Annotated in this window: 13 protein-coding genes; 2 read left to right on the top strand and 11 right to left on the bottom strand. The window is 57.6% G+C overall.

The features are described 5' to 3' along the window. The 4 genes from AVO44_RS12150 to rpsL form a co-directional block, all read right to left on the bottom strand. On the bottom strand, positions 1-99 hold a 99-nt coding region (locus AVO44_RS12150; RefSeq protein ID WP_038034850.1), incomplete at its 3' end, for a GTP-binding protein. A gap of 60 nt (positions 100-159) precedes the next feature. Further along, entirely contained in the window at positions 160-2,277 is a 2,118-nt protein-coding gene (gene fusA, locus AVO44_RS12145) for an elongation factor G (RefSeq protein ID WP_068337291.1), read from the bottom strand. Between the two features lie 18 nt (positions 2,278-2,295). Beyond that, a complete protein-coding gene (gene rpsG / locus AVO44_RS12140) occupies positions 2,296-2,766 on the bottom strand; it encodes a 30S ribosomal protein S7 (RefSeq protein ID WP_039529242.1) in 471 nt (156 codons plus the stop codon). A gap of 15 nt (positions 2,767-2,781) precedes the next feature. After that, complete coding sequence (gene rpsL, locus AVO44_RS12135; RefSeq protein WP_005980675.1) at positions 2,782-3,153, bottom strand: 30S ribosomal protein S12; 372 nt, start codon at positions 3,151-3,153, stop codon at positions 2,782-2,784. A gap of 396 nt (positions 3,154-3,549) precedes the next feature. Here rpsL and AVO44_RS12130 point away from each other — a divergent pair, with 396 nt between their 5' ends. Continuing rightward, positions 3,550-4,365 carry a putative rhamnosyl transferase gene (locus AVO44_RS12130; protein WP_068337289.1) on the top strand — a complete coding sequence of 272 codons (816 nt, stop codon included), beginning with the start codon at positions 3,550-3,552 and terminating at the stop codon, positions 4,363-4,365. Here the strand turns inward: AVO44_RS12130 and AVO44_RS12125 are convergent. From AVO44_RS12125 to rplJ, 7 genes are all read right to left on the bottom strand, one after another. Beyond that, complete coding sequence (locus AVO44_RS12125) at positions 4,350-5,219, bottom strand: DMT family transporter (RefSeq protein WP_068337288.1); 870 nt, start codon at positions 5,217-5,219, stop codon at positions 4,350-4,352. The genes AVO44_RS12130 and AVO44_RS12125 overlap by 16 nt on opposite strands. Before the next feature lie 57 nt (positions 5,220-5,276). Then, positions 5,277-5,903 carry an NAD(P)H-dependent oxidoreductase gene (locus AVO44_RS12120; RefSeq protein ID WP_068337286.1) on the bottom strand — a complete coding sequence of 209 codons (627 nt, stop codon included), beginning with the start codon at positions 5,901-5,903 and terminating at the stop codon, positions 5,277-5,279. Positions 5,904-6,177: 274 nt separating this feature from the next. After that, on the bottom strand, positions 6,178-10,419 hold the full coding sequence (rpoC, locus tag AVO44_RS12115) for a DNA-directed RNA polymerase subunit beta' (protein WP_068337284.1): 4,242 nt from the start codon (positions 10,417-10,419) through the stop codon (positions 6,178-6,180). Beyond that, positions 10,416-10,706 (bottom strand): hypothetical protein, encoded by a 291-nt coding sequence (locus tag AVO44_RS12110; RefSeq protein WP_068337283.1) that lies wholly within the window; start codon positions 10,704-10,706, stop codon positions 10,416-10,418. Before AVO44_RS12110 ends, rpoC begins: the two co-directional genes overlap by 4 nt. Next, positions 10,707-14,843 carry a DNA-directed RNA polymerase subunit beta gene (gene rpoB / locus AVO44_RS12105; RefSeq protein WP_068337281.1) on the bottom strand — a complete coding sequence of 1,379 codons (4,137 nt, stop codon included), beginning with the start codon at positions 14,841-14,843 and terminating at the stop codon, positions 10,707-10,709. Between the two features lie 249 nt (positions 14,844-15,092). After that, complete coding sequence (gene rplL / locus AVO44_RS12100) at positions 15,093-15,470, bottom strand: 50S ribosomal protein L7/L12 (RefSeq protein ID WP_068337280.1); 378 nt, start codon at positions 15,468-15,470, stop codon at positions 15,093-15,095. A gap of 79 nt (positions 15,471-15,549) precedes the next feature. Further along, complete coding sequence (rplJ, locus tag AVO44_RS12095) at positions 15,550-16,068, bottom strand: 50S ribosomal protein L10 (RefSeq protein ID WP_068337277.1); 519 nt, start codon at positions 16,066-16,068, stop codon at positions 15,550-15,552. 410 nt (positions 16,069-16,478) lie between these two features. Here rplJ and AVO44_RS12090 point away from each other — a divergent pair, with 410 nt between their 5' ends. Further along, positions 16,479-17,444, top strand: coding sequence for an aminoglycoside phosphotransferase family protein (locus tag AVO44_RS12090; protein WP_157769970.1), 966 nt, complete (start codon positions 16,479-16,481; stop codon positions 17,442-17,444). The last annotated feature ends 41 nt before the right edge of the window (positions 17,445-17,485 follow it).

The raw sequence follows: 17,485 nt of genomic DNA, 5'->3' as shown, positions 1-17,485 counted from the left end.
GGTGATTGCTGCGGTCAGCGTCGTCTTACCATGGTCAACGTGGCCAATCGTGCCGATGTTGACGTGCGGTTTTGTACGCTCAAACTTTTCCTTTGCCATGATGGCCTCCTTTTTCGGTAATGAAGGGAGCCCGTGAACCGCGCTCCCTCAAATCTTCGCTTATGCGTATTTCGCCTGAATCTCGTCCGAGATATTCTGCGGAACCGGATCGTAGTGGTCGAATTGCATGGTGAACTGGGCGCGGCCCGACGACATCGAACGCAGGGTGTTGATGTAGCCGAACATGTTCGCCAGCGGAACAAACGCGTCGATCGCAATGGCGTTGCCGCGCGGTTCCTGACCAGACACCTGGCCACGACGCGAGGTCAGGTCGCCGATGATACCGCCGGTATATTCTTCCGGGGTGATCACTTCGACCTTCATGATCGGTTCCAGCAGCTTGGCACCGGCCTTGCGCATGCCTTCACGCATACACATCCGCGACGCGATTTCAAACGCCAGAACGCTCGAGTCAACATCGTGGAACTTACCGTCCAGCAGGGCAACCTTGAAGTCGATCACGGGGAAACCAGCCAGCGGGCCGCTATCCATGACCGAGTTGATGCCTTTTTCAACACCGGGGATGTATTCCTTCGGAACGGCACCACCAACGATGCGGCTTTCGAACGAATAGCCTTCGCCTGGCTCGGTCGGCTGGATCTCCAGCTTGACTTCGGCGAACTGACCAGAACCACCCGACTGTTTCTTGTGGGTGTAGGTGTGTTCAACCGGCATCGAGATGGTTTCACGGTATGCAACCTGCGGCGCACCGATATTCGCCTCAACCTTGAACTCGCGCTTCAGACGGTCCACCAGGATGTCCAGGTGAAGTTCGCCCATGCCCTTCATGATGGTCTGACCCGATTCCAGGTCAGTTTCCACACGGAAAGACGGGTCTTCGGCGGCCAGACGGGCCAGACCCTGAGACATCTTCTCCTGGTCACCCTTGGTTTTGGGCTCAACCGCGATCTCGATCACCGGATCGGGGAAGGTCATGGTTTCAAGAACCACCGGATCCTTCGCGTCACACAGGGTGTCACCGGTGGTGGTGTCTTTCAGACCCGCCAGCGCGATGATGTCGCCTGCAAACGCTTCTTCGATCTCTTCCCGGTTGTTAGAGTGCATCATCATCATACGACCGATGCGCTCTTTCTTGCCTTTGGTCGAGTTCAGGATCGAGTCGCCCTTCTTCATGACGCCCGAGTAGATGCGCGTGAACGTCAGCGAACCAACGAAGGGGTCGTTCATGATTTTGAACGCAAGGCCCGAGAAGGCCATGTTGTCGTCGGCGCGACGCGCAATGTCACGAACTTCCTCTTCGTCACCGGGCTTGAAGCCCATATAATCAACAACGTCCAGCGGGCTGGGCAAATAGTCGATCACGGCATTCAACAGTGGCTGAACGCCTTTGTTCTTGAACGCCGAACCACCCAGAACAGGAACGAAGTCCAGCGCAAGGGTTCCCTTGCGCAGCAGTTTGCGCAGGGTTGCGACGTCGGGCTCGTTGCCTTCCAGGTATTCCATCATGGCGTCGTCGTCTTGCTCGACGGCCGCTTCGACCATCTTGCCGCGCCACTCGTCAGCCATGTCCTTCAGGCTGTCGCGGATCGGCGCTTTGATCCAGCTTGCGCCCAGATCTTCGCCCTGCCACAGCCATTCTTCCATGGTGACCAGGTCGATCAGACCTTCCAGCTCTGATTCAGCACCAATCGGGATGCCAACCGGAACAGCACGTGCGCCAGTGCGGTCTTCGATCATGCGAACGCAGTTGAAGAAATCAGCGCCGATCTTGTCCATCTTGTTGACGAAGACCATACGCGGAACCTTGTAGCGGTCAGCCTGACGCCACACGGTTTCGGTCTGGGGCTCAACACCGGCGTTTGCGTCCAGAACGCAGACGGCACCGTCGAGAACGGCCAGCGAGCGCTCGACTTCGATGGTGAAGTCAACGTGGCCGGGGGTGTCGATGATGTTCAGGCGGTGCTTGGGCGTATCGGCGGTTTGACCGTCCTCGGTGCGCTCCCAGAAGGTGGTGGTCGCAGCCGAGGTGATGGTGATACCGCGTTCCTGCTCCTGCTCCATCCAGTCCATGGTGGCTGCACCATCGTGCACCTCACCGATGTTGTGGGATTTACCAGTGTAAAACAGGATACGTTCCGAACAGGTGGTCTTACCTGCGTCGATATGCGCCATGATACCGAAGTTTCGGTACAGTTCGAGAGGATATTCGCGTGACATGTGTCTAAACCTCTGGGATTACCAACGGTAATGGCTGAAGGCTTTGTTCGCCTCGGCCATCTTGTGGGTGTCTTCGCGCTTTTTGACGGCGGTACCGCGGGACTGAACAGCGTCCAGCAGCTCACCGGCAAGGCGCTCTTCCATTGTGTTTTCGTTGCGGCCGCGCGCAGCAGTGATCAGCCAGCGGATGGCCAGTGCTTCGCGGCGCTCGGGGCGCACTTCGACCGGAACCTGATAGGTTGCACCACCAACCCGACGCGAGCGAACCTCGACCGACGGTTTGATATTGTCGAGCGCTTCGTGGAACACTTCGACAGGTGCGCGCTTGATCTTGTTCTCAACGCGGTCAAACGCGTTGTAAACGATGCGCTCTGCGACCGACTTCTTGCCGTCGATCATCAGGTTGTTCATGAATTTGGTCAGAACCTTATCGCCAAACTTGGCGTCAGGCAGGACTTCGCGTTTTTCGGCGGCGTGACGACGTGACATATCAGCCTCTCCTTCTTACTTGGGACGCTTCGCGCCGTATTTCGAACGACGCTGCTTACGGTCTTTGACGCCCTGAGTATCCAGAACACCGCGCAGGATGTGGTAACGCACACCGGGAAGGTCTTTTACACGGCCGCCACGGATCAGAACAACCGAGTGTTCCTGCAGGTTGTGGCTTTCACCGGGGATATACGAGATGACCTCGTACCCGTTGGTCAGGCGTACCTTGGCAACCTTACGCATAGCCGAGTTCGGCTTTTTCGGCGTGGTCGTATAAACACGTGTGCAGACGCCGCGTTTCTGCGGGCACTGCTCCAGGTGCATGGACTTCGAGCGTTTTACTTTCGGCTGCCGCGGCTTGCGGATCAGCTGTTGAATAGTTGGCATTCCGGTTTCTTCCCCGTTTTGCAACACACATGACATGCACGCGCGTTGCGTGCGGTTAAATTCGCTGCACTCATGCGTCCACAAGCGCAAAACCCGCGAGCGTTCCCATTCCGAGGTGAACGTCGCGGTTGGTTATCAGAGGACGCGAACGACAAAATTGCCCGGGTCTTGACCAGTTCATTACTGAAATCGGTTATGGGGCGGCCCCCGGTACCGAGATGACGCGCGTAATAGGGGGAGTCGGCGCAAGTGTCAACAGCACAAGCCCACCTGCGCCAATCTGGCGAGGAATCGTGCGTTTACTTGGGTTCGGGACTGACATCCAGCCCTGTCCTGCGTTGCGGGCAAGGTCGTCGCCCGGCATAGTCGGGCCAGAATTCTGATGATGGATGCACCATGCAAGTACTTGGCCTTTGCCGCTTTTCCTTCCCCGCCTTGGGCAGTTTTCAGATCGAACATGAAACACTCGAAGACCGGCGCCGGCATCTGTACGACCCCAAGCGGCTGGAAGAGAGGTTCCGGCTTTTCGAAACCTCCACCCTCCCCTGTTTTAGGGAACACACGGATGAGGATTTTCAACTGCTGGTAGTCGTCGGTGATTGCCTTCCCAGATCAGCGTTTGAGCGGTTGACTGACCTGACAGCCGACATCAAGCAGATCAGGATTCTTCAAAAATCGGCCGAAACCGACAAATCGCACCGGCACATCATGAAAGACATTTTGAACGCAGCCCGTACTGACCCGGCCCAACCCTGTTTGCAATTTCGCCATGATGACGACGACGCCGTTTCCGTCGATTTCGTGGAACGCCTGCGCGAAGCGGTCGAGGACTGCAAACCGCTTATGGCCAGAAATCGCACGGTTGGCATAGATTTCAACAAAGGCTTCGTTGCCCGGATGGATGCGAATGGGATCAGGGCGGAAGAAACCTTCAAATCACTTCTTGGCGTCGGACTGGGCATGTATGTCTCTGGTGGATGCAAACAGACGATCATCAGCTTCACACATCACCGCATCGGTCGTTTCATGCCTGTCGTCAGCTACCCGGACGCGCCCATGTGGGTGCGCACTCTGAACGGTTCAAATGACTCCTGGGGCGCTCGAAACAGTACCAAAGATCTGCCTGCCCTAAGCCCTGAACAAGAAGGCGAGTTCATCGCGCGTTTTGCCATTGACCAAAAGGCGGTGCGGCGGGCTCATTCTTTTGCATAAGACTGGCGTTCGCGGAAAAAGGTGAACAGCCCTGCCCCAACGACCAGAGTTGCCCCAAACATCGTAAGCGCGTCCGGCCAGTCTCCGAAGACCAGCCACCCCAGCGCCAAGGCCCAGATCAGGCTGGAATACCGGAATGGAGCAACAAAACCAACATCGCCCGCACGCATGACCATGACGCTGAACAGATATCCCGCCAGCACGAACACAGCGGCGCATGCAATCATAATCCCGGCCCCAGCCGGAACCGGCTGCCAACCTGTCCCGAACGAAGCGACAGTTGCCGCCAAGGTGATCGTCACGGTGGTCGCCAATGTGACCGCGAGCGAGGGCACGTGAGACGACATGCGCCGTGTGATCAGGTCGCGCGCCGTCACCGATGCCACCGCGATCAACGCGTAAATCGCGTAGATGCTGAACCCGTCGGGTCCGGGCCTAACGATCGTCAGCATGCCGACGAACCCCAAGACAATCGCAACGACACGGCGCCACCCGATCTGTTCGTGAAACAGCAGCACAGCACCCAGTGTCACGGTCAATGGTAAGGCCTGCAAAACCGCCGTGACATTCGCCAACGGCATGTGCAGCAATGCGGTCAAAAAGAAGTACGTAGCCGAAAGCTCGGCCAGGCACCGCGCGACAACCAGCCACTTGTCATGACGCGGAAAATTCAGATGCAGCGCCCCCAGATGACGGGCCAGAAGGTAGACGAGGATCGTCGCCAACACACCACGCATTGCAACCATCTGGAATAAAGGCACCTCTGCACCTGCCGCCTTGACGAGTGTATCATTGATGGTAAATGCGGCCATGCTGCCCATCATCAGCAAAGCACCCTTAACGTTTGGCGTCATCTTGGTCTGGTCCGGTCTGCATTTCTTGCGACATTGGCCCCGCCCTCCGTAGGGTTGTCAACCAGGCACCGTTATACTTTTTCCTCCCTGCCGAACCTGTCGTGGAGGTTGCAGGTCCAAACCCGCCCGGTAGCTTTTTTCAAGCAGCACCTGCCGCCGTTTTTCGGACCCCGTCGCACCACACAGCAGTTCGAGCTTTCGGGGCGAAAAACCAAAATAGCCGAATGTTCCCTTCATCCAGGCCGTTTCCATGGCAGCCAGGTATCCTTCGCCCTCAATCTCATCTGAACGCGCGCCAGCGGGGATCAACAGAACACCGGATCGGGGCCGTTGAAGCGATCTTTCGGGGTCATCCAACTGATCATAGGCCCACCCCCAGTTCCAAACGCGGTCAACCCACCCTTTGGTCATCGCGGGCATGCCCCACCAATACAATGGAAACACAAGACAGATTGCATCCGCCCGGGCAATCCTGTCCTGCTCCGCAACAACGTCCGGCAGTGCGGACATGTGACCGTCCGGCTCAATGTCGGCCATCGACCAGCGCGGGTCAAAACCTTCCGCATGCAGGTCTGCAAGCTCGACCGAATGCCCCGCCGCCGTGGCGCCATCCATGAAATGCCGGGCTACGGCAGAACTGAACGAGGCGGGGTTAGGATGGTCGAGGACGGTCAGGACGTGCATGCGCAAGCTCCGGGCTGGAATTGTCATTGTGAGCAAATTGCACAACCGTCCGCAGAAGCTGGCGGCGTCACACTACGGCGCAAGCTGAACGGTATAGCTCAATCCGCATGCTCCGCGTCACTATCGAATCTCAAGGTAGGTTGAGATCAACAGGGTTTTTCGCGAACCCGGTCACAAATCCTAGAGGGTTACACACTTCTGATAGTTTCAGAGCCCGCACGCAAAAAGGCCCCGCGGGTACGCAGGGCCTTTCTTTCTTGCTTCCGGTCAGAGGTTACTCGCGGCTTTCTGGAGTCTCCACCATAACGTCCAACTCGTCACCAACCATGTCATCATCAATGGTCGGAGCGGCCAGGGCGGCGGCGGCTTCGGCCTCTTCCCGGCGGGCTTCGATCACGACGTTATCACGGGACTGCGCAACCTGACGCACGGCCTGAGTCGCGCCACCGGTACCGGCGGGGATCAGACGTCCGACGATGACGTTCTCTTTCAGGCCAACCAGTTTGTCTTTTTTGCCCTGTACCGACGCTTCGGTCAGCACGCGGGTGGTTTCCTGGAACGAGGCCGCCGAGATGAACGAACGCGTCTGCAACGAGGCTTTGGTGATCCCCAGCAGGATCGGCTCGCCCTGTGCCGGACGACCACCGCGCGCGATGGTCTTCTCGTTGGCCGCGTCGAACTCCTGCTTGTCGACATGCTCGCCTTTCAGCAGGGTGGTGTCACCTGAATCCAGGATCTCCCACTTCTGCAGCATCTGGCGCACGATGACCTCGATGTGCTTGTCGTTGATCTTCACGCCCTGCAAGCGATAAACGTCCTGCACCTCGTCGATCATGTAATCCGCCAGCGCTTCGACACCCATGATGGACAGGATGTCATGCGGAGCCGGGTTACCGTCCATCAGGTATTCACCCTTCTGGATGAAGTCCCCTTCGGCGACCGGGATGTGCTTGCCCTTGGGTACCATGTATTCGATGGTCTCCATGGACTCGTCAGCCGGTTCGATGCTGATGCGGCGCTTGTTCTTGTAGTCGCGGCCAAAGCGCACGTAACCATCGGCTTCTGCGATGATCGCGTGATCTTTCGGACGACGCGCTTCGAACAGTTCGGCCACACGCGGCAGACCACCGGTGATGTCCTTGGTCTTGGCGCCTTCACGCGGGATACGCGCGACAACGTCACCAGCTTCGATCTTCTGGCCGTCTTCGACCGACAGGATCGCATCCACCGACATCGGATAGTGAACCGGGTTGCCCGCGTCATTGCGGACCGGTTCGCCATCTTCACCGACCAGAATGATCTCGGGCTTGAGGTCGCTGCCTTTGGGGGCGGCGCGCCAGTCAACCACGATCTTCTGCGTCATGCCGGTTGCTTCGTCAGTCTCATCACGGACAGCAAGGCCCGAAACAAGGTCAACATACTTCGCAGTACCAGCTTTTTCGGCGATGATCGGCAGGGTGTAGGGATCCCACTCGAACAGCTTGTCGCCGCGGTCCACCTTGGTGCCGTCCTTGACGAACAGTTTAGAGCCGTAGCCCAGCTTGTGGCTTGCACGCTCTTCGCCATGTTCGTCTTTGATTACCAGCTTCATGTTCCGGCCCATGACCAGGCTTTCACCTGCGGCATTGACCAGAATCTGCGGGTTCTCGAACGAAACGACACCTGCCTGGCTGGCTTCCTGGAACGACTGCTGACCACCTTGCGCAACACCACCGATGTGGAAGGTCCGCATCGTCAGCTGCGTACCGGGTTCACCAATGGACTGGGCGGCGATGATGCCGACAGCCTCACCCGTGTTCACCATGGTGCCGCGCGCCAGATCACGACCGTAGCACATCGCGCAGACGCCTTCCTCGGACTCACAGGTCAGAGGCGAACGGATGCGGGCCGACTGAACGCCAGCTTCATCAATGGTGTCGGCCATGCGCTCATCAATCAGCTGACCAGCAGCCACGATCACCTCATCCGTGCCCGGACGCAGGATGTCATCGGCGGCCACACGGCCCAGCACACGTTCGGCCAACGAGGCGACAACCTCACCATCGTTTACCGCGGCTTCGGCCGTGATTGCACGATCGGTGCCACAGTCGATCTCACGAACGATGCAGTCTTGTGCCACGTCCACCAGACGACGGGTCAGATACCCCGAGTTCGCCGTCTTCAGAGCGGTATCCGACAAACCCTTACGGGCACCGTGGGTCGAGTTGAAGTATTCAAGAACGGTAAGACCTTCCTTGAAGTTCGAGATGATCGGCGTCTCGATGATGTCACCGTTCGGCTTGGCCATCAGGCCACGCATACCGCCCAGCTGTTTCATCTGAGTGACCGAACCACGCGCACCCGAGTGGGCCATCATGTAGACCGAGTTCGGTTCCATGTCCGACCCGTCTTCGGCCTTGGCGACGTCCGAGATGGTGCTCATCATCGCCTCGGTCACGCGGTCGTTACACTTCGACCAGGCATCGACGACTTTGTTGTACTTTTCACCCTGAGTGATCAGGCCGTCCATGTACTGCTGTTCAAAGTCTTTCACCTGGTTGCGGGTGTCATCAACAATGCCCCACTTGTCGTTCGGAATGACCATGTCGTCCTTACCGAACGAAATGCCCGCCTTGAACGCTTCCTTGAAGCCCATCGACATGATTTGGTCACAGAAGATGACCGACTCTTTCTGACCGCAGTAACGGTAGACGGTGTCGATCACCTGCTGCACTTCTTTCTTCCGCAGCAAGCGGTTGACCAGCTCGAACGGCGCTTTGTTGTTCATTGGCAGCAAGGCACCCAGACGCAGACGGCCCGGAGTGGTTTCATACCGCTTCTGAACTTCGTTGCCTTCGTCGTCGATCTGCGTGATCCGCGCAGTGATTTTCGAGTGCAGATGCACCTCACCCGCGTCCAGCGCGTGCTGAACTTCTTCGATCGACCCAAAGACCTTGCCTTCACCCGGCATGCCTTCGCGTTCCAGGGTCACATAGTAGAGGCCAAGGATCATGTCCTGCGACGGAACGATAATGGGCGCACCGTTTGCAGGCGACAGAACGTTGTTCGTCGACATCATCAGAACACGCGCTTCCAGCTGGGCCTCAAGGCTCAGCGGGACGTGAACCGCCATCTGGTCCCCGTCGAAGTCGGCGTTAAAGGCCGAACAGACCAGCGGGTGCAGCTGGATGGCTTTACCTTCGATCAGAACCGGTTCGAACGCCTGAATGCCAAGACGGTGCAGCGTCGGCGCACGGTTCAGCATGACAGGGTGTTCGCGGATCACCTCGTCGAGGATATCCCATACTTCGGGACGCTCTTTCTCAACCAGTTTCTTCGCCTGCTTCACGGTTGAAGACAGACCCTTGGCTTCAAGGCGCGAGTAGATGAACGGCTTGAACAGCTCCAGCGCCATCTTCTTGGGCAGACCACACTGGTGCAGCTTGAGTTCCGGACCAGTCACGATGACCGAACGGCCCGAGAAGTCGACGCGCTTACCCAGAAGGTTCTGACGGAAGCGGCCCTGCTTGCCCTTCAGCATGTCCGAAAGCGATTTCAGCGGACGCTTGTTGGCGCCGGTGATCACGCGGCCACGACGGCCGTTGTCGAACAGAGCGTCCACGGATTCCTGCAGCATCCGCTTTTCGTTGCGGACGATGATGTCAGGCGCGCGCAGCTCGATCAGACGCTTCAGACGGTTGTTCCGGTTGATGACGCGGCGATACAGATCGTTCAGATCCGAGGTCGCAAAACGGCCACCATCCAGCGGAACCAGCGGACGCAGTTCCGGCGGAATGACCGGGATCACGGTCATCACCATCCATTCAGGCCGGTTGCCCGACTCGAGGAAGGATTCAACAACCTTCAAACGCTTGATGATCTTCTTGGGCTTCAGCTCGCCAGTTGCTTCGGCCAGATCAGCGCGCAGCTGCTCGGCTTCGGCTTCCAGATCGATCTGGGCCAGCATCTCACGGATGGCTTCGGCACCTATATTCGCGGTGAACGCGTCCATGCCGTAGGCATCCTGCGCGTCCATGTACTCTTCTTCGGTCAGCATCTGGCCGTAGGTCAGGTCAGTCAGACCGGGCTCGATAACGACGTAGTTTTCAAAGTACAGAACGCGTTCCAGATCGCGCAGCGTCATGTCCAGCATCAGACCGATGCGGGACGGCAGCGATTTCAGGAACCAGATATGCGCAACAGGCGCGGCCAGTTCGATGTGGCCCATACGCTCGCGGCGGACTTTCTGCAGGGTGACTTCCACGCCACACTTCTCGCAGACAACGCCACGATACTTCATCCGCTTATATTTGCCGCACAGACATTCGTAATCTTTGATCGGGCCAAAGATACGCGCGCAGAACAGACCGTCACGCTCGGGCTTGAACGTCCGGTAGTTGATGGTTTCGGGTTTCTTGATCTCGCCATAGGACCAAGACAGAATCCGCTCGGGCGACGCCAACGAGACCTTGATCTCGTCGAAAACCTTCGGGGGCGTCAGCGGGTTGAACGGGTTGTTGGTGATTTCCTGGTTCATGAGGCATCCTTTCCAGGTTCCACACAGTCAAACTGATACTTAGAAGTCGTCAGAATGGCGTGTGTAATGTCAAAATTCAGAAGGTCGGTTTGAGTACGACACGCAGCTGTTGCGATCTCGTCGGCGGGAACGAACGAGCCAACAAACTCATTCGTCACTGTACCGCCAACCAGCACGCCATCTCTGTAGTTAAGCACCAACTCAGTTGTACGGGTGCTGGCAAAGATACCTGCCAGAAAACCCGCTCCGATAAGAGCCGCAGAGATAGCGAGCCGCTTAAGCTGCATTTATTCCTCAACCTCCGCATCCAGGAGTTCCATATTCAGGCCAAGGCCACGGACTTCTTTCACCAGAACGTTGAACGATTCCGGTACGCCCGCTTCAAAGTTATCCTCGCCCTTGACGATCGACTCATAGACCTTGGTCCGACCGGCGACGTCATCCGATTTCACGGTGAGCATCTCCTGCAGGGTGTAGGCGGCGCCGTAAGCTTCCAAGGCCCAGACCTCCATCTCACCAAAGCGCTGACCACCGAACTGCGCCTTACCACCCAGCGGCTGCTGGGTTACCAGGCTGTACGGCCCGGTCGAACGCGCGTGGATCTTGTCGTCCACAAGGTGGTGCAGTTTCAGCAGGTACTTGATGCCCACGGTCACCGGACGTGCAAATTGCTCACCCGTACGACCGTCGAACAGAACCGACTGACCGCTTTCCGAGAAGCCAGCACGCACCAGCGCGTCGTTGACGTCAGCCTCTTTGGCGCCGTCGAAGACCGGGGTTGCGATCGGAACACCGCGGGTCACATTGCCCGCAGCCTCGATCAGGCCATCCTCGTCCAGACCAGTGATGCCTTCTTCGTAGACATTCTCGCCATAGGCCAGCTTCATCGCTTCGCGCACCGGGGTCAGATCGCCAGACCGGCGATATTCACCCAGAGCGTCGTCGATGTTCAGACCCAAACCGCGCGCGGCCCAACCCATGTGGGTTTCAAGGATCTGACCAACGTTCATACGCGACGGCACACCCAGCGGGTTCAGACAGAAGTCAACCGGCGTACCATCGGCCAGGAACGGCATGTCTTCCATCGGAACAACCTTGGAAATCACACCTTTGTTCCCGTGACGACCGGCCATCTTGTCGCCCGGCTGCAGCTTGCGCTTCACGGCGATGAAGACTTTGACCATCTTCATCACACCCGGCGGCAGGTCGTCGCCACGGCGGACCTTCTCGACCTTGTCTTCGAAACGAGCGTCCAGAGCACGCTTTTGCACTTCGTATTGCTCGTTCAGAGCTTCTACGATCTGTGCGTCCTGCTCACCTTCCAGCGCCAGCTGCCACCACTGACCACGGGTCAGGGTATCCAGCAACTCCTCGGTGATCACCGACCCCGCCTTGACGCCTTTCGGGCCTTTGACAGCGGTTTTACCAAGGATCAGACCTTGCAGACGCGCATAGATGTTGCGGTCAAGGATCGCCAGCTCGTCGTCCCGGTCACGGGCCAGACGTTCGACTTCCTCACGCTCGATCTGCAGCGCACGCTCGTCTTTCTCGACGCCGTGACGGTTGAAGACCCGGACTTCGACCACCGTACCGTAATCGCCCGGCTTCACGCGCAGCGAGGTGTCGCGCACGTCAGATGCTTTTTCACCAAAGATGGCGCGCAGCAGCTTTTCTTCCGGGGTCATCGGGCTTTCGCCCTTCGGAGTGATCTTGCCGACCAGAATATCGCCCGGCTCAACATCCGCACCGATGTAAACGATGCCCGCCTCGTCGAGGTTGCGCAGCGCTTCTTCACCGACATTCGGGATGTCGCGGGTGATCTCTTCCGGGCCCAGCTTGGTGTCACGGGCGGCGACTTCAAACTCCTCGATATGGACCGAGGTAAAGACGTCATCGCGCGCGATACGTTCCGAGATCAGGATCGAGTCTTCGTAGTTGTAACCGTTCCACGGCATGAACGCGACGACCACGTTCTTACCAAGTGCCAGCTCACCCATATCGGTCGACGGACCATCGGCAATGACCTCGCCCTTCTGGACGGTGTCACCCACCTTGATCAGCGGACGCTGGTTGATGCAGGTGTTCTGGTTCGAACGCTGGAACTTGCGCAGACGATAAATGTCAACGCCAGCATCGCCCAGTTCCAGATCCTCGGTGGCGCGGATAACGATACGCTGGGCATCGACCTGGTCGATGATACCGGCGCGTTTCGCCTGAATCGCAGCACCCGAGTCGATCGCTACCTTTTCCTCGATCCCGGTACCGACCAGCGGTGCCTCGGCCCGCAGCAGCGGAACCGCCTGACGTTGCATGTTCGAGCCCATTAGAGCGCGGTTGGCGTCGTCATTTTCAAGGAACGGGATCAGCGAGGCCGCTACCGAGACCAGCTGTTTAGGTGACACGTCGATCAGGTCAACATTCTCACGCGGAGCCAGAGTGTAGTCACCGGCCTGACGGGTCGAAACCAGATCGTTGATGAACTTGCCGTTTTCATCCAGCGTCGCGTTCGCCTGCGCCACGGTGTGACGCATTTCCTCGGTCGCGGACATGTAGTGAACCTCATCGGTCACCTCGGCGTCTTTGACAACGCGGTACGGTGTTTCGATGAAGCCATACTTGTTCACGCGGGCAAAGGTGGCCAGCGAGTTGATCAGACCGATGTTCGGACCTTCCGGCGTTTCAATCGGACACATCCGGCCATAGTGGGTCGGGTGCACGTCGCGGACCTCAAAGCCAGCACGCTCACGCGTCAGACCACCGGGGCCAAGCGCCGAGAGGCGGCGTTTGTGGGTAACCTCCGACAGCGGGTTGGTCTGGTCCATGAACTGCGACAGCTGCGACGAGCCGAAGAATTCGCGGACAGCAGCTGCAGCCGGTTTCGCGTTGATCAGGTCCTGCGGCATGACGGTGTCGATCTCAACCGACGACATACGCTCTTTGATCGCGCGCTCCATGCGCAGCAGGCCAACGCGGTACTGGTTCTCCATCAACTCGCCGACCGAACGCACACGACGGTTGCCGAGGTGGTCGATATCGTCCACGTCGCCTTTGCCATCGCGCAGTTCAACCAAAGCTTTGATGCAGGCCACGATGTCTTCGCGACGCAGCGTGCGCAGAGTATCCGGCGCGTCCAGAGCCAGGCGCATGTTCATCTTCACACGGCCAACGGCAGACAGGTCATAACGCTCGCTGTCAAAGAACAAGGTATCGAACAGAGCCGACGCAGCCTCGACTGTGGGCGGTTCACCCGGACGCATGACGCGGTAGATGTCCATCAGCGCGCTTTCGCGGCCCATGTTTTTGTCCTGCGCCATTGTGTTGCGCATGTAGGGGCCGACATTGACATTGTCGATGTCCAGAACCGGGATGTCGGTGATGCCCGCATCCATCAGCTCTTTCACGGTGCCGCCGATCAACTCGCCGTCCTTGTCGTATTCCAAGGTCAGTTCATCACCGGCTTCGACATAGATCGCGCCGTTTTCTTCGTTGATGATGTCCTTAGCAACGAACTTGCCGACAATGTTGTCGAACGGAACCAACAGGTCAGTGACAGTGCCCTCGTCGATCAGCTTTTTGACCGCGCGCGGCGTCACTTTCTTACCCGCTTCCGCAATCACTTCGCCGGATTTCGCGTCGACAAGGTCATAGGTTGGGCGCGTACCGCGCACACGCTCGGGGAAGAACGGCGTGATCCAGCCCTTCTTCTTGTCCAGCTTGTAGGATACCGTGTTGTAGTAGGCATCCATGATCGCTTCCTGATCCAGACCCAGCGCATAAAGCAGGGTTGTCACAGGCAGCTTGCGGCGGCGGTCGATACGTGCGTAGACAATGTCCTTGGCGTCAAACTCAAAGTCCAGCCAGCTGCCGCGATACGGGATGATGCGGCAGGCAAACAGCAACTTACCCGAAGAATGGGTCTTGCCTTTGTCATGGTCAAAGAACACACCGGGCGAACGATGCATCTGAGACACGATCACGCGCTCGGTTCCGTTCACGATGAACGTACCATTGGGCGTCATCAGGGGCATGTCGCCCATGAACACGTCCTGTTCCTTGATGTCCTTGACGGATTTGGCGCCGGTGTCTTCATCAACATCAAAAACGATCAGACGCAGAGTGACCTTCAGCGGCGCGCTGTAGGTCATGTCGCGCTGCATACACTCTTCGACGTCATATTTGGGTTTTTCCAGATCGTATTTCACGAACTCCAGAACGGAGGTTTCGTTGAAATCCTTGATCGGGAAAACCGACTGAAACACGCCCATGATGCCTTCGCCGTCGGTCGGCTGATCCGCATCACCAGAGCGCAGGAATAGATCATAAGAAGATTTCTGGACCTCAATGAGGTTCGGCATTTCCAGCACTTCACGGATTTTGCCGTAATATTTACGAAGACGTTTCTGGCCAAGGAACGTTTGAGCCATGTCAGATGTCACCTTTCGATGTTCTCAGCGGGCAAAGACGCCGTCGGGCCCCGGCGCCTTGCACATTCGAGACGACACGTCCGGATCAATTCATGGCCACCGTCCCGAAGGCAGCCTCCCGACCCGCGAACCGCGTCTTAGAAAACGCCCCAGCTTGTGAGGCCCTTTCTAAGACAGGTTCGGCTGGACCCGGATTTCTCCGGACCCAGCCAAATTTCCGACGCATCAGGGATGCGCCACTGGACAGATTTAGGCCAGTTCGACCTCGGCACCAGCTGCTTCCAGCTTGCCTTTGATCTCTTCGGCTTCGTCTTTCGACACAGCTTCTTTGATCTTGCCGCCAGCTTCGACCAGTTCCTTGGCTTCTTTCAGGCCCAGGCCGGTGATGCCGCGAACTTCTTTGATGACGTTGATTTTCGAAGCGCCGGCGTTCTTCAGAACGACGTCGAATTCGGTTTTCTCTTCCTCGGCTGCGCCACCGGCATCGCCAGCTCCACCTGCGACCATTACGGCGCCGCCAGCTGCGGGCTCGATGCCGTATTCGTCTTTGAGGATGGTTTTCAGTTCTTGTGCTTCCAGCAGGGTCAGACCCACGATGCTTTCTGCGAGTGCTTTCAGATCAGCCATTTTATCAGCTCTTTCCGTTTACAGTGTGTGTTCCAACGTCAGGGCATATGCCCCACGCAGATCATTCAGTGCCAACCGCTTACGCAGCTTCCGCCTTCTCTTCGATGGTGGAAAGGATGCTTGCGATGTTGCTTGCAGGTGCGCCAATCGCGCCGGCGATGTTCGAAGCAGGTGCGCCAATGCAGCCAACGATCGAAGCAATAAGCTCTTCACGGGACGGCATTTTCGAAACTGTTTCGACGCCTTTGCGGTCCAGAGCGTTCTCGCCCATTGCACCGCCGAGGATTTCAAATTTCTTGTTATCCTTGGCGAAGTCCTCGGCCACCTTGGCTGCTGCCACGGGGTCCTCGGAGTAGGTCAGAACGGTCATCCCTGTCAGCAGGTCGGCCATGCTTTCACACGGCTTACCCTCAAGGGCGATTTTGGCGAGCCTGTTCTTGGCAACACGCACGGAGCCGCCCGCGTCACGAGCACGTGCGCGAAGGTCCTGCATCTCGGCAACTGTCAGACCGGCGTAGTGAGCAACCACTACGACGCCAGAGCTTTCGAAGATTTGGCCGAGTTCCTCGACCACTTTCTCTTTCTGGGCTCTATCCACAGTTCTCTCCAAGTTAGGGGCGATACCTCACCCCGGCTCATATTTGCCGCGGCTCACGCCCCGGCGTTCAGGTCCGTTGTTACGGGATTGGCCAAAACACGCCCGAGGGTTGGACCCCCAGAATTCTTTGGTCTTACCCGTCTCAGGCAGGGAATTAAGGGGCCGGTTGGACCCACCCACCGTCTTGGACGAAACGAAATAAAGCGCACGACGAATCGCACGCTTTATCTCGTAACTCTCTTTAGGGCAGATGACAGGGGTTTCCAAGGGGTAAATTGACCCTTTGCACCGTGCGGGCAATTTCGCACGAAATCCTTTCAGGATCGCGTGATTGACATGTCAAAGCCCTTCCTGTCTGTTTGGCGCTGCAGTTTCCGCAACCTGTTTTTGAAACGCTGAACCACCAGACCATGCCGACGCCAACCCTTGATGAATACGACATGGCCAGCACCTATGCCGAGGAATTCGCACGGGCGCAAGTCAACAGCTCGGTAAAGGACGTTACCTGCATCTACCGATCGCACGCTTTCCCGGCTTCCCGGCTGGTTTGGAAAATCGAAAAATCGGGGCGGCCCTTTGCCTTGAAGATTGACACCCTCTCACCCGAGACGGGGCGGCTGAGCAAGGAATTCGACGTCCTGACCCGGCTTTCGGACCACTTCAAGGGTAACGAAACTAATCGGGTCGTACGTCCGGTCTATTTAGCCCCGCATGGCGCGTTTATGGTCACGGAATTCATCGACCGGCCAACAGCTGTGGACTACATCTACAACAGCTCGAACGATGACCAGGTGGCCCAGGTGTATCGGCGCGCTGGGTCCTGGCTGAATACCCTGCACAGCTTTCAGGCACCAACCGAATATGCCTTTCGTCCACGATGGATGACAGACAGCATCAATGACCTGTCTACCGCGCTGCCCTTGCATATCGAAGAAGCCAGCAAGCCAATGATCGACGCGTTCTTGTCACAGGCAAAGCGGCTTAAGAACCGACCGGACATTCGCGTATTCTCTCACGGAGATTTTCACGGCGACAACCTGATCATGGGTTCGGGCACAGTCATTGGCCTTGATTTCACAGAAGCGCGCGACAAGCTGGCCGTCTACGATATCGTTGACTTGCTGAAAGCCGATATCTTTCGGGACGGCCCCGCATCCGAGATCGACCGAAGTGGGGTGCTGCGCAAGAACAAGGACATGTTCTTTCGTCAATACCGACACCCGATAGACCCTGAGATCCTCGAGTGCTGCCTGCGTGGCCGACTTTTGAAAGACTGGCTGCGTCTTTGGCAAACGGATTTTACATGCAGCCCTTTCGAAGATCGGAAAAAACATCGGCTGCATCTTCGGCTTAGGGCGGCGTTCAGCACGGATTGACCCTTGGGATGGCTCTGCCTGAGCAGCACAAAGATATAAGC

The sequence above is a fragment of the Ruegeria profundi genome, assembly GCF_001507545.1.
GTDB classification, from domain to species: Bacteria; Pseudomonadota; Alphaproteobacteria; order Rhodobacterales; family Rhodobacteraceae; genus Ruegeria; species Ruegeria profundi.
This window is presented reverse-complemented; position numbering and strand designations above follow the sequence as displayed.